8 protein-coding genes are annotated in these 14,146 nt (G+C 51.7%); 1 reads left to right on the top strand and 7 read right to left on the bottom strand.

Going from position 1 to position 14,146, the window contains the following annotated elements:
- Window positions 1–11 precede the first annotated feature (11 nt).
- Window positions 12–1,208, top strand: a complete 1,197-nt coding sequence (locus ACN0YN_RS22230) for a RidA family protein (protein WP_417387219.1) — start codon at window positions 12–14, stop codon at window positions 1,206–1,208.
- 79 nt (window positions 1,209–1,287) lie between these two features.
- Here the strand turns inward: ACN0YN_RS22230 and ACN0YN_RS22225 are convergent, their stop codons facing one another.
- From ACN0YN_RS22225 to ACN0YN_RS22195, 7 genes are all read right to left on the bottom strand, one after another.
- The gene (locus ACN0YN_RS22225; RefSeq protein WP_417387218.1) at window positions 1,288–2,748 is read right to left on the bottom strand and encodes a DUF1501 domain-containing protein; all 1,461 of its coding nucleotides are present in this window, start codon (window positions 2,746–2,748) and stop codon (window positions 1,288–1,290) included.
- 68 nt (window positions 2,749–2,816) lie between these two features.
- The gene (locus tag ACN0YN_RS22220; protein ID WP_417387217.1) at window positions 2,817–5,726 is read right to left on the bottom strand and encodes a PSD1 and planctomycete cytochrome C domain-containing protein; all 2,910 of its coding nucleotides are present in this window, start codon (window positions 5,724–5,726) and stop codon (window positions 2,817–2,819) included.
- A gap of 292 nt (window positions 5,727–6,018) precedes the next feature.
- Complete coding sequence (locus tag ACN0YN_RS22215) at window positions 6,019–7,455, bottom strand: DUF1501 domain-containing protein (protein ID WP_417387216.1); 1,437 nt, start codon at window positions 7,453–7,455, stop codon at window positions 6,019–6,021.
- A gap of 43 nt (window positions 7,456–7,498) precedes the next feature.
- Entirely contained in the window at window positions 7,499–10,729 is a 3,231-nt protein-coding gene (locus tag ACN0YN_RS22210) for a DUF1549 domain-containing protein (RefSeq protein WP_417387215.1), read from the bottom strand.
- A gap of 78 nt (window positions 10,730–10,807) precedes the next feature.
- On the bottom strand, window positions 10,808–12,508 hold the full coding sequence (locus ACN0YN_RS22205) for a hypothetical protein (protein WP_417387214.1): 1,701 nt from the start codon (window positions 12,506–12,508) through the stop codon (window positions 10,808–10,810).
- The gene (locus ACN0YN_RS22200; protein WP_417387213.1) at window positions 12,505–13,062 is read right to left on the bottom strand and encodes a sigma-70 family RNA polymerase sigma factor; all 558 of its coding nucleotides are present in this window, start codon (window positions 13,060–13,062) and stop codon (window positions 12,505–12,507) included. Before ACN0YN_RS22200 ends, ACN0YN_RS22205 begins: the two co-directional genes overlap by 4 nt.
- A gap of 471 nt (window positions 13,063–13,533) precedes the next feature.
- Window positions 13,534–14,127, bottom strand: a complete 594-nt coding sequence (locus ACN0YN_RS22195; protein WP_417387212.1) for a thioredoxin family protein — start codon at window positions 14,125–14,127, stop codon at window positions 13,534–13,536.
- Window positions 14,128–14,146: the final 19 nt, after the last annotated feature.

Genomic DNA, 14,146 nt, shown 5'->3' with positions numbered 1-14,146 from the left:
TTGACCATACTATGAAAACTCTGACAAAATTCCTGCTCGCCGTTTTTCTTTTGGGAGTGACTGACGTGGCAAAAGCGGAGGTCTCGTATTACAAGCCTTCCTCTAAAACGGGGGCGTCGCTGTGCGTCGTGGTGAAAGACGATGTCCTGGCACACACCTCTCAAATCCTCCCCTTAAATATCAAAGGGGGGATGATCAATGCGACCGGAGCCGGCGAGCAGACAGCCCTTGTTCTGAAGAATTTGAGCTATCTCTTGAAGAAAGTGGACAGCTCACTTAACAAACTGGTGAAGTTGAACATTTATGTTGCCCGTGAAGAACTGGTCCCGGAAATTCAACAGCGACTGACGCAGGAACTGGAACTGATCGCCCAACCGGCGTGCACCTATGTCGTGACAAAGCTGCCCGATCCGAAGGCCCTGGTGGCACTGGATGCGGTAGCGGCGACGGAATCATCCAGCAAACTGACGGGAACCAAAGTGTTCAACGATGCCCCTTCCGGATTTCGTGTCGCTCTACTTCCCGCGGGTCGCACGGCTTATATTTCCGGTCAGGCCGTCAAAGCCGACACGGTTTCTGAAGCCGCCATTCTGACGATGAAAGAACTGTTCCAGACTCTGGAATTCCTGGGTGCCAAGCCAAAGAACATTGTTCAAATCAAAGCCTTCATGACCCCCATGAGCCAGGCCAATGAAGTGACCGAGATGATTGACGGCATCTTCCCCGAAGAACGCAGGCCGCCGGTCACGCTGGTCGAATGGTTTTCATCGTTGCCGATCGAGATCGAAATGATTGTCGCGATGCCTGAAGAAACACCCGCATCCCGTCCCACGGAAACGGTCACTTATAAAACTCCGACCGGCATGAAAGCTTCACCCGTTTACAGCCGGGTCGCGATCGCGGAAGTCAGCGACCGGATTTATGTTTCAGGCATTACCTCGAAAGAACCAGGCGACTATCCCACGCGGATTCACAGCGTTTTCAATCAACTGAAGACGATTGTGGGTGAAGCGGGCAGCGATATGCAGCATCTGGCGAAAGCGACTTATTACGTGTCCGAAGACGGCATCAGTGGTGACTTCGGTAAAATTCGTACCGAATACTATAATCCCCAGCGCCCGCCGGCAGCTTCCAAAGCGACCGTCAAAAGTGTGGGCGTGCCGAATCGTATTCTGGTGCTGGATATGATTGCCATCCCGGCAAAGTAATCAATTCCGACAGACGACTCATAAAAAAACGCCCTGTTTCTGCAGGGCGTTTTTTATTTCAATTTCTATTCAGCAGATATCAGGCAATGATTTCTTTGACGACGCGGTTTTCCTGTCCGTCGATCAGCGTCTGTGGTGCGCCGTTACGGGTGAAGGTCAAGCGTTCTGCGTCCAGACCGAACAGGTGCATCAGCGTTGCGTGATAGTCACTGTGGCTGACCTTGTCTTTGATGGCATGATGACCGAAGTCGTCGGTTTCACCATAGGTCATACCCCCCTTCAAGCCTCCACCGGCGAGCCACATGCTGAAGCCGTAGGTATTGTGATCGCGGCCTTGCTTGGCGATACCCGCATCATTCTGAATCACAGGCAGACGGCCCATTTCACCGCCCCAGTGGACCAGAGTTTCATCCAGCAGACCACGCTGTTTGAGATCTTTCACCAGACCGGCGGCAGGCACATCGACCCGTTTACAGGCCAGGGGGAGTGAAGTCCGCATGTTGGTGTGATGGTCCCAGGTCTGGTTGCCGGTCATGATTTGTACAAAGCGGACGCCGCGCTCAATCAGGCGACGGGAAATCAGACAGCGTTTGCCGAACTCGGCTGAGGTGGGATCATTAATCCCATACATGTCCTGTGTCGCTTTGGTTTCCTTACTCAGATCCAGCGCTTCGGCTGCAGCGGTCTGCATTTTGGCCGCCAGCTCGTAACTGGCAATGCGTGCTGAAAGATCATCTTCTCCCGGATGCTGATTCAGGTGACGCTGATTCAGATTACCCAGGAAGTCGAGATATTTTTCCTGTGCTTTGCCGCTCAGGTGTGGCGGGGCATTCAGGTTCAGAATACGTGGTTCTTTGGGACGAATCACGGTTCCCTGGTAGAGGGAAGGCAACCAGCCATTGGTCCAGTTATCGACACCCAGTACGGGTGCGCCGCCGGGATCGACCATCGCGATATATGCGGGCAGGTTTTCCGATTCGGCTCCGAGACCGTAGGTCAGCCAGCTTCCCAGGGTCGGTCGACCGGGCAGGATGCGACCGCTGTGCATGGCGTAAATGGACTGACCATGATTGTTCACACTGGTGTGCATGGATCGCATCAGGACAATATCGTCGACGACTTCAGTTAAACCGGGAACAAGTTCCGACAGTTCCATGCCGCATTCGCCGTGTTTGCTGAATTTCCAGGGGCTGCCCAGCACTTTCGAACTGGCCTGGGCTGCGTTGTCGTACTTGATGTCGCCGGGAAATTTTTTGCCGTCGTACTTCTGGAGCATCGGCTTGGGATCGAACATATCCAGATGACTGGGCCCCCCCTGCATGAACATGGAGATCATGGCTTTAGCGCGGGGTGGATGATGGGTTGGTTTCAGACTGAGGTCGAACTGTTTCTTTTCCAGCTCGGGTCGCACGACGGCTGGTTTGGCCAGAGCCTGATCCTGATTCAACAACCAGGAGAGAGCCAGCGAACCGATGCCCATGGAACCGGAAGCCAGAAAGTGTCGTCTGGAATGAGGGGCTGAAATCGATTGTTGTTTCATAATTCGATACCGTTATTCTAACCGGATTCAATAATTATTTTTCAATGAACTAACTCAGGTAAATGGAATCAGTCCACATACAGGAAGCCGTTACTGCTGAGTAATGCCTGACAGAAGGTCGCCAAAGCGAGTTGCTCAGGAGTTTTTCCTGCGTTGTCTTTCTTATCTTTAAATTGAGGCAGCTGCGAATCAATAAATTCGACAGACTGCTGAATTTCTTCCGCCGAAGGTTCTTTTCCAAATGTCAGCATCCAGGCAAGTTTAACCTGTTCTGCTCTATTACCGGCTTTTTCTTTCAGCAGACGTTCTGCAAAGAGTTCGGCATTTTCTACCATGAAGGCGCTGTTCATCATCAACAGTGATTGAGGTGCCACGGTGGAAGAGGAACGTTTCTCACAGTTCGGTTCCATCTTGGGGGCATCGAACATATCGAGCACGGCCAGCGGTTTACTGCGGCTGACGGTGACGTAAATACTGCGACGGAATTTGCGGTCATCCATCTTCAGGTTCTTCCCCTGTCGGCCCGCTGAATCCACATTGGCAATTCCCACCACGATCTGCCCGACTTCGTCTTCTTTCACGGGGACCGGTTCGCCATACAGTTCGGGTTTGAGTTTTCCGGTGACGGCGATAATGGAATCGCGGATGGTTTCGGCTTCCAGACGGCGGACGGGCATGTGCCCATACAGCAGATTGTCCGGATCGACGACATCGTATTCGTCGGACCGCTGTGAACTCTGCATGTATGCAGTCGAAGTCATCAGCATTTTATGCATCCGCTTGATCTTCCAGCCGTTGGCGACAAAATCATTCGCCAGCCAGTCCAGTAATTCCAGATGAGTTGGCGGAATGCCCAGTTTGCCGAAGTCGGTGGGAGAGGCCACGATGCCTTTACCAAAGTGATGCAGCCAGAGACGGTTCACAAACACACGTGCCGTCAACGGATGCTGGCCGTTGGTGATGTAATTGGCATAAGCCAGCCGACGCCCGGTTGTCGGGATGTCTTTGTTGAGAGAGGGAATCTCAGCCGGTTTTGCCAGGTTGGATTTAATCACGGTCAGGCCGGCTGGTTCGAGTTCATGCTTGGGCTGTTCGAAATCTCCGCGATTGAAGAAGAAGGTTTTGGGAACTTTTCCCGGCACTTCTGTCAGCACACGGATGAATTCTTCTTTCGGTTTTTTATTCCGAATCGCGGTTGCTTTGTCGCTGTATTCGGTCAGAATTTTTGTTGTTTTGAGATCGGCCAACCGTTTCGATTCGTCTTTGAGGTGCTGAATCTCAGCCGCCCCTTTAGGATCGAATTTTTCCAGATTCGAAACGGAAACCAGCAACGCGGGGAATTCAGCCAGAATCTGTTTCTGTTCCTTGGTCTGGTTTTTCACTTCCGCTTTTTTCGCAGCCAGTGCTAACGTTTTCTTCTCAGCGGGGATTTTCTCCAGCGTTTCTTTTTCGATTTTTTCTACCAGTGTTTTGGCCAGGTCTTTCGCTTTCTGAGCGGCTTTACTCGACTGCTCATGCAGAGTGCGATCGTAAAGATACAGCGAACCGGCAGAGAGACGATTGATGCGGGGATACTCTTTGAGCATCGCTACCTGCTCTTTGCTGCGTTTATTACCGGCGGTTTTGTAAGCGGTTCGCATCGCGTCCCGTTTTTCTTCCGGTACATCCATCAGTTCGCGTTCCAGAGTCCGGTCGATAAACTGATTCACCAGCTCGGTGCGTTCTGCGAGGACTTTCTTCGCTTCGACTTCCAGTTCATTGGCAACCTTACGATCCTCGTCCGACATGATCGAAATCCGTCGTGCGACCGGGGTTCGCCAGTTTTTCCAGTCGAGAGCCGGCTCGAAAATGGCACGGAACCGGTAGTAATCATTCTGAGGGATCGGATCGTATTTGTGATCGTGGCATTGAGCACACGCAACCGTCATACCCAGAATCGAAGAGGAAACGATATCAACGGTATCGGTAATCACCTGGTTTTTGGCGACTTCCTTTTCAGCCGGGTTACTGCCTGTTCCATCGGGAGCCATGCGGAGAAATCCGGTGGCAACCAGTTTCTCCATCTCTTCGGGGCCCAGCTTATGGTAAGGCGGCTTGACCATCTCATCACCGGCCAGCTGCTCTTTCAGAAACTGATCGTAGGGTTTGTCATTGTTGAAAGCGCGGATGACATAATCCCGGTAACGAAACGCCCAGGGACGTTCCTGGTCTTTATTATTGTAACCTTCGGAATCGGCGTAGCCGGCGACGTCCAGCCAGTGTCGGCCCCAGCGTTCCCCGTAATGCGGGGAAGCCAGCAGGCGATCGATCAGCTTCTCATAAGCGTCCGGGCTCTTGTCATCCAGAAACAGTTTAAGTTCTTCCGGCGTAGGAGGCAGGCCAATCAGATCGTAGAACGCACGACGGGCCAGGATTGTTTTATCCGCCTGTGAAGTAAATGTCAGGTCTTTCGCTTCCAGTCTGGAGAGCAGAAAGGCATCGACGGGCTGTTTGACCAGCGCAGGTTGTTTGACCTGGGGAACCGGATAATTCTTCACCGGTTGAAACGACCAGAAGGCGAGATCGTCGGGGGCCACGTAGTCGGCTCCAATTGATTCGGGTTCGGGTCTGATGTTGTGGGCACCCTGATTGACCCACTGCTTGAGAATCGCCAGTTCTTCATCCGACATCTGCTTGCCTTCGGGAGGCATTTCTTTGGCTTCGATGCGGGTAATCAATTCACTCTGATCGCTTTTACCGGGCACAATCGCCGGACCACTATCGCCGCCTTTGAGCATGAAGCGTTTGAGGCGCAGATCCAGGCTGCCTTCCATCTCGCCGTTCTCGCCATGACAGTGCAGGCAATGAACTTTGAGGATTTTGCGCACATCGTTTTCAAACGAAAGTTTCTCTGCCTGTTTCGCAGGTTCAGCCGCTGATACTGAGTTCAGACAGATAGTAGTGGCAAACAGATACGCCAGGAAAAGTCGCCCGATCATAGAAGAAGACTCTCTTGGTAATGGTTTCGTGAGGGCTACCCATGCTTTGATGGATAGTATGTATGGAGGGCTCATCGCAGACTTTAAGATGAATAATATCTAAAAGTTGCTTATATATTATGGTATCGGTTTTAGACCGAAGTGCAAGAGAGGATTTTCAAAGGAGTTTGATTAATAGAAAAGAGTCAAACTCTCAGGATTGTCCCAGACAGAAGGGCTCGGCGGAATCCCGCTGTCCGGGCAATCCTGCATTTAACACAAACCATTACAGTGATAGAACTTAAAGAACAAACTAGCCTGTAACCAGTTTTTTCATGAACTCCCCTTCGTTGAGGGTCGGGCGTTCAGGGCTGCCTTTGTGGCGATATTCGAGTTTCATGTTACTGAGTCCCAGCAGATGATAAATGCTGGTGTGAATATCGCGGACATGCATGCGATCTTCCACAGCATAGAGGCCGAGCTCGTCCGTTCCGCCAATCGTCTGGCCGCCTTTGACGCCGCCTCCGGCCATCCACATGGTGAAACCGGTCGGGTTATGATCGCGGCCATCCCCTTTTTCACTCATCGGGGTCCGACCAAACTCGCCCCCCCAGACGACCAGGGTAGAATCGAGCAGACCACGCTGCTTGAGATCCTTCAACAGGCCGGCGACACATTTATCCATCCCCTTACAAAGGCTGGCGTGACGCTTTTCAATTCCGGAATGGGAATCCCACTTGCTGCCCGCTCCGTTGTAGAGTTGTACGAAGCGCACGCCCCGCTCTACCATGCGACGTGCCAGGAGACAGTTGGTGCCATAGACCTTGGTTTCCTTCTGATCCATGCCGTACAGTTCCTGGGTCTCTTTCGTTTCCTGAGACAAGTCGACGGCTTCGGGAGCAGCAGCCTGCATCCGGAATGCGAGTTCGTAGGATTCAATCCGGGCATCCAGTTCGGACTGCTGTTTGCGTGAGGCAGCATGTCGCTGATTCAGTTTCGCGAGCAGATCCAGTTTGCCCGCTTCCTGTGTCGGGAAAATGTCTTCGGGACGATACAGGTTCGAGATCGGCGTTTTTCCGGTATTGAGGCGTGTGCCCTGGTAGACAGCGGGAATGAACGCGGTTCCCCAGTTACGGGGACCATTGACGACGGTGCCGTTATTATCCTGAATCACGACGAAGGCCGGCAAACTTTCGTTTTCCGTTCCCAGTCCGTACGTCACCCAACTGCCCAGCGAAGGACGACCAGCCAGCGGAATACAGGTATTCATCTGGCAGACACCGCCGGCGTGATTGATGCCGTTGGTCCAGCAGCCCCGCAGGACTGCAATGTCATCGACACAGGTCGCGGTGTGAGGCAACCAGTCTGAAACCCAGGTGCCCGCTTCGCCGTGCTGCTTCCATTTTCGCTTGGAAGCCAGCAGAGGGGAATTGACTTCCCCCATCGCGGTGATCGGTTTTTTGAAGCTTTCGGGCAGTGGTTTGCCAGCCAGTTTCTGCAGTTCCGGTTTAGGGTCGAACATGTCGATATGGCTGGGGCCCCCTTCCATGAACAGGAAGATGACACTTTTCGCGGTTGCAGGAAAATGAGTCTGCTTTGATGCCAGGGGAGACAGCGATTTGCGATCCGGGATGGTTGCGCTTTGTGCCTGCTGCGCCATCATGGCATTTAAAGCGATCCCGCCGAAACCTGCGCCGGCCTGAAAAAGAAGCTCACGTCGATTGATATTCTGTTGAGTCTGATTGCTCATAGGATTGTCTTTCTACTCTTGCTGTCGTAAGTCACGACTGAGATTAATCCAGGTAGAGGAATTCGTTGGAGTTTAACAGCACATGACAGAGATCGGCCAAAGCCTGCTGACGTGCGTTGCTGGCTCCGAGAGAGGATTCGGAAGGAGGGAGAATTTTCAATGCACCAGCCACCTGGTTTTTCAACAGGCTGTTCTCATCATTGAACTGCCAGAAGCCGACAGTGGCGTCTGACTGTTTTTCGGGCTGGTTAATGAAAAGCTGTTCTGGAGTTAAGGCGGCTTTGGAAAGTCGGACATTATCGAGCAGGCCCGTCCATCTGCTGCTCGAAGTTTTTTCACGCCCCCCCATTACAAAGTTGTGATCGGGACGATAGTTGCCTACAACAGAATGTTTGACGGAAACAGTCTGCAGTGGTTTATCTGAGAAGAGTTCTTTCACAAAGAACGTGATCCCTTTCTCGCTGGTATCCGCAATGTTGATGGCAGCAGCGACATAATAAGGTTTATGCAGTTCAAGATGCAGATTGGAGGGGACAACTTCATAAGTCAGTTTGCCCTCTTTGTTATCACCGACCAGTTGCAGAATCAGATTCCGCGGCTTGTAGGCCGATTTCTGACTGGTGACACCAAACGACCAGCCCTGCTGTTTCGAGTTACCGGTCCAGTGAGCGGCAATCGTATTGACGGACGCATTCTCGTAAATGGAATCCAGCTGCACCACGGCTTCAATCGTCAGGTCCGAATCAGGAAGCGCTTTGGCGGGTCCCACACTCAGACTGGAGAGCTTTGAATCTTTCCCCAGTTTGATGGCATCGCCTGTTTCCTGAGTAATCTGGCCGATAAAGGTCTGTTTGTGGCTGTCGGCTTCGGCAGCGATCCGTTTTTGCTGTTTATTAAGAAATTCCGAGAACAACTCCAATTCAGCGGGCTCCGGTTTTTTACCGAAAGCCATCTGATGCAGATGACTGATCAGCTCTTCTTCGGAATTGAAGGATTCTTTCTGCGCATTACGGGCCATCGCATTGGCACGTTTCAGGAACCAGTCGCCATTGATCATCAGCAAAGCCTGGTTGGCGGTGGTCGTAACATCGCGCTGGGCGACACTCTTGATACCGCCGGGTAAGTCGAAGGCGCCTAACACGGGATCCTGAACGTTGCGTTTCATGATAGTGTAGATGCTGCGCCGTGGCTGATTCGCACTGACAGACGGGCCACCGAGTTTTGCATCCAGTTCCCCGGAGAGGAACAGGGCAGAATCGCGAATGTCCTCTGCATCCAGGCGGCGGATGTTCGCCCGCCAGTGCAACCGGTTCATCGGATCTTTCAGTTCGGCCTGTTTCGGAGCCGGATGAAATGCGGACAGACGGTATGTCGAAGAATTCATAATCAGGCGGTGCAGATTTTTAATGCTCCAGCCATTCTCGACAAAGTAAGTTGTGAGCCAGTCCAGCAGCTCCGGATGACTGGGCGCCTCTCCCATATGACCGAAGTCGTTAGCAGTCGCCACCAGTCCGGTACCGAAATGATACTGCCAGACGCGATTGGTAATCACACGGGTCGTCAGGCGGTTCTGAGGATTCACCATCCAGTTCGCCAGCGCTGTGCGACGTCCTGTGGAATGTGGCGCGGTCGAAACAGGGACGATCTCTGCTTCACCCGGTTTCAACAAGGACAGAAAGCCGGGCACGATGGGAGTGTGGTTCGGATCATCGGGAATCGTGGTGATGGGCGTTGCACCTTTGGAGTCGGTGACGCTCATCCCGGTCGGCAGCGGTTTGGGTTTCAGATCATCGAAGGCAGCCAGCTGCTTGAGCAGTTCCTGATATTTTTTCCCGTGGGGCTTATCACTTTTCTTCAGTGAAGCCAGCGAAGACCGTTCTTTAATCTCCACCTGTCGATTGACCAGGTCAGCCAGCTGATGCTCGTGAGCAGTCCGCTCGTTTTCCGGCTTGTCCATGATCTCCTGGATGTCGGCGGGGAACATCTTGATCTGACTGCGGGCGGCTCCTTCGAGTGTTTTCTTAGTTACTTCATCGATTTGAGCACGAATGTCAGCAGTCTTCTTTTCCCAGATCTCCAGTTTCTGATTGTATTCAGCCAGCTCCTGCGGTGTCACAAAGGGGACATCGTCGCGAGGCATCATCGGAGCAAAAAATGCCTGCAGGCGGTAATAATCCTGATGAGAAATCGGATCGAACTTGTGATCGTGACAACGGGCACAGCCCATGCTCATTCCCATAAATACATCGCCGGTGGCGTCGGTGATGTTGTCGAGAATGTCATTCCACTGCGTACGGGCATCACGCTGATTGTATTCGTAGAGATAATGTCTGAGGAAACCGGTGGCAGCCAGCGCTTCCGGATCTTCAGGGGCAATTTCATCACCGGCCAGCTGTTCTTTCACAAACTGCGAATAAGGCTTATCGCTGTTGAAGGAACGCACGACGTAATCGCGGTACCGCCAGATTTCCGGACGAAATGCGTCCTGGTTAAACCCGTCTGATTCCGCATAACGAACCACGTCCAGCCAGTGGCGGGCCCATTTTTCGCCGTAATGCGGGCTTGCCAGCAGTTCTTCAATCAAGCGCGGCCAGGCATCGGGAGAGGGATCATTCACGAAGGCATTGATCTGTTCCACCGTCGGAGGGAGGCCAATCAGATCGTAGTAGGCACGTCGGATCAGCGTCGTTCGGCTGGCTTCGCCGGCGGGTTGGAGGCCTTCTTTTTTCAGGCGGTTAAAGATAAACGCGTCGACCGGATTTTTCGACCAGTCCTGCGCTTTGACTTCGGGAACGTCTGTCTGTTGAACGGGTTGAAAGACCCAGAAGTTACGGTCTTCTTCAGTAAAGAAGGTTTCCAGTTTCCCTTTTTTAATGACGTAATCTGCGTTTTCAGGCCAGAAGGCTCCTGAATCGACCCAGCGTGTGAGTACAGCGATTTCTTTATCGGACAGTTTTTCATCCGGCGGCATCTCATACGATTCGTAGTTGATCGCTTCAATCAGCAGGCTTTCGTGCGATTTACCGGGAACGATGGAAGGGCCGCTCTCACCACCGGTGAGCATCGCTTTGAGTGAATCAACGCGCAATTCCCCTTTCTGTTTGGAATCGCCGTGGCATTCCAGACAGTGTTTGATCAACAGAGGGCGCACTTCTTTTTCAAAGAAATGCAGCTGCCGTTGATCAACTTTGGATACCGCAGGCTTGGTTTTATCAGCTGCCACAACCAGGTTGGCAGACATCAAAAGGAACAGACTGACTTGCAGGAATCTCATGAATCAGGCCTCTTTCATTTATCGACGCTGAAAATAAAAGGGTTTCTATCTTCGGATCGTATCAGATGTTAGTACAAATTATTTGCGTGTATGCTTCAAGGGGGGGAGCCCGCCAATAAAGACGGGGTCAATCACATCGTTGTCGTCCTGCACATCCTGGATGAACAGGCCTTCGACAGTTTCCCCTTCTGCAAAACCGAGGTCAGACAGATCGATACCAGTCGCGAGCGCTTTCGCTCCCACGACATGCCAGTTTCCGCCATTGCTTTCTGCTGTCTCCAGCTCTGAGCGGGATCTGATGCCTGATTTCTGATTGAAAATGTGCAACCAGAATTTCTCAAGTGGTTTTGCTTCGGGTGAAGCGAGATCGATATCAAATTTTTGAATCAGGTGGGTTTTGGATGTTTTCGTAAACGGCAGGGGAGAGACATAAAAGGCATCACCGGTCGTCGAGTGCACAATCACCTGCAGATCGAACAGGATAATATCCGGCCCGACATCATTGACCACAGGTTCTCGAAAACGGATCGCCATTCCGGGGGTATTGGGGTGAGCGGGATCTTCCTCTTCATTCATGACGGGAGCGGACGTCAACGGCGAAGACGAGCCGCCCGGATTGACGACACCGGTCAGCAGGCAGCGATCGTCGTCAAGCAGATGCCGACGCAGTGTCTTGGGATTCCCGTCATTGCCGGGATCGATCCCGTCGTTGCGGGTCAGGAAGGATTTCCCTTTGTAGTGGGTGAGTTCGATTCCAATCAGATCTTCCACTTCGTACTGAAAGGATTTTCCGCCGCGCTGTACGGTCACGCATTTCAAATCTTCCGCGCGATTTTCGGGGCCCACTGTTGTGGTGTAAGAAACCACTCGATCGGGCAGTTGTGAAACATACTGCTTCTGATCGAAGGGGATATCATCAACGACAACACCGTTGTTGGTGGTTAAACGCTGTGCCATACCGCGGGTCAATCGCTGTGATTTGACATCGCTGCCTGGCTTGATTTTCACTGGTCGAACGTCGGTTTCACCTTCGATGACCTGCACGTCGGTGTTACCGGCCTCCGAGACATTCACAGAAAACCGGGTGCCGTAATCGACGACATTGGAGAGTGGTGTTTCGACGGTAAAGCCTTCGGCTCCATCGGGTGCATAGACGGAACAGGCCCCGTAACGCACTGCCAGATGGTCTGGCCCCTGGCTTTCAAAGACAGCAGGTCCGGTCAGAATGACTTCGGCACCGTTGGCAAAAATCAGCTGCAGCTGACCAGCGGAAATTGCATATTCCTGGCAGTTCAAAATAGAAGAACCGACTTTCAGGAAGGGAGAACCTTCTGCAAACCGGACGGATGCAGTCTGGGTGACTGCTGCGATTGAAGTCGTTTCCGGTTGAGGCTGAGGAGCTTCCTGACTGATTTGTGGTGTCACTGGTGGTTTCTGATAAAAGACCAGAAAACCAGCCACCAGTACCAGACAGACTGCAGAGACCAGCAGCCACACAGCGGAAGCGGTTTTTGCAGCGGGTCCTGGTGGTGCCTGTGTATGAGCAGAACTGACCAGAGGTGCCTGGATCAGCAGTTCATAATCGGAGACAGGTTGTTCGTCATGCATCCGTTCCAGATTCAAATGCAGATCCAGATAGTTGAAGTATTTCTGTCGGGCATCCGCGTCGGCAGCGAGGATCTCTTCCAGTTGCTGATGCTGTTCCGGAGTGATGGTCAGGTTACAAAGCGCACCGAAGAGCTCGTAAAGCATTTCGTTATGTTTATTGTCTTGATTCATTTTCCCTCTCCTGTATAAGCGACTGTGCGTTCTATACAGTGAGTCAATTGACGACGAATCTGATTGAGCCTGTTATACAAAGTCTGTATCGCAGCTCCGGCGACTTCAGCTAGATCTTTCACGGGGATCTGATCACGATAGACCTGATTCACCAGTTTACGATCTTTCTCTTTCAACTTTTGAATACACTCTTCTAACGCAGTAGCACGTTGATCCAGTTTGAGCTGCGGGATCTCAGCACGTTCATCCGCCAACTGCTGAATCACATCATCTCGAAACTGTAATCGTTTCCTCTGAGCCACGCGTATGAAGTTTTTAACTTCATAAAAAGCAACGCCGCAGGCCCAGGAAAAAAAACTGCAGGATTCATCATAGTCTGCAAATTTTTTCCAGAGAATCAGACTGGTTCTCTGAAAGACATCTTCCGCATCATCCCGGTTAGGCAGCAACGAAAAAATATACGAATAGATCTGATTTCGATGCTGCGTAAAAACATGGAGAAATTTCACATGTAATTCGTCGGGCAGGGCCGTCGGTTCCTGTTCAATGCTCATGCAGATGACTTCATTCAACCGGTAGTAATATGATAATTATTCCTGACTTCAAATACAAAAACAAAGTCTCCCTGTAAGGCAATCGTACAAAGATTAGGCGAATTACCCCCTCAATCTGCTGAAATCGACAGAGATTTCAGGATCACCCCCTTGATGCCCCAAAAGTCACGATCAAACTGCGTGAAATTGAACAAAAACATATCCATAAGTATACACAAATATGAGCTAGAAATCCAATTTGCCTGTTTACGAAATGGGGCATGATGACAGCAGGCGACTTAATATCCTGTCCACATGTATTCAGGCCGGCAAACTCCGATACCACACATACGCACACTCATCTCGTTAACGGAAAATCGGTTACGGGAACACAACTTTGCCCCCGCCTGTCGCAATTAATAAGAAACTGCATCAAAAAAGCCCTCTTCGCTGACAACGAAGAGGGCTGGATATTACTGAAAGTCTGATGAATTAAACGGCAGGCTGTCCGGTGAAGTATTCCGGCTCTTTGCCTTCCTGCCATTTGATGTTGCAGCCGATGCTTGGCTTCTGATCTTCCGTCACAGGTGATCCGGCCAGTACCGCATCGCAGGCGGCTTTCAGATCGGCACCGGTAATCGGCTTGTCATTTCCAGGCCGACTGTCGTCAAACTGTCCGCGATAGACGAGTTTCTGATCCTGGTCAAACAGGAAGAAATCAGGAGTACAGGCCGCTTTATAAGCTTTGGCCACTTCCTGTGTTCCATCGTAAAGATAAGGGAAGTGATATCCGGCGGATTTGGCTTCTTCGACCATCTTCTCCGGGCTGTCAGCGGGGTGCGAGGCGACATCGTTGGAACTGATGCCGACCACTCCCAGACCTTTTTCCATGTATTCATCGGCAAAGGCAGCCAGCGCTTCGCGCAGATGAATCACAAACGGACAATGATTGCACATGAAAATGACCAGCAGACCTTTGGAGTCACTGAAGTTGTTGAGAGAAACGGTTGAACCGTCAACATTCTTCAATGAAAATTCGGGAGCCTGTGTTCCCAGTGGAAGCATTGTCGATGCGGTTTTTACCATGATGTGATCTCCTTTTTCG

Source organism: Gimesia sp., assembly GCF_048260065.1.
GTDB lineage: Bacteria > Planctomycetota > Planctomycetia > Planctomycetales > Planctomycetaceae > Gimesia.
This window is presented reverse-complemented; position numbering and strand designations above follow the sequence as displayed.

Coding starts and splice junctions, on each gene's coding strand:
- ACN0YN_RS22230 (WP_417387219.1), top strand. CDS start 12: ATGAAAACTCTGACAAAATTCCTGCTCGCCGTTTTTCTTTTGGGAGTG.
- ACN0YN_RS22225 (WP_417387218.1), bottom strand. CDS start 2,748: ATGAAACAACAATCGATTTCAGCCCCTCATTCCAGACGACACTTTCTG.
- ACN0YN_RS22220 (WP_417387217.1), bottom strand. CDS start 5,726: ATGATCGGGCGACTTTTCCTGGCGTATCTGTTTGCCACTACTATCTGT.
- ACN0YN_RS22215 (WP_417387216.1), bottom strand. CDS start 7,455: ATGAGCAATCAGACTCAACAGAATATCAATCGACGTGAGCTTCTTTTT.
- ACN0YN_RS22210 (WP_417387215.1), bottom strand. CDS start 10,729: ATGAGATTCCTGCAAGTCAGTCTGTTCCTTTTGATGTCTGCCAACCTG.
- ACN0YN_RS22205 (WP_417387214.1), bottom strand. CDS start 12,508: ATGAATCAAGACAATAAACATAACGAAATGCTTTACGAGCTCTTCGGT.
- ACN0YN_RS22200 (WP_417387213.1), bottom strand. CDS start 13,062: ATGAGCATTGAACAGGAACCGACGGCCCTGCCCGACGAATTACATGTG.
- ACN0YN_RS22195 (WP_417387212.1), bottom strand. CDS start 14,127: ATGGTAAAAACCGCATCGACAATGCTTCCACTGGGAACACAGGCTCCC.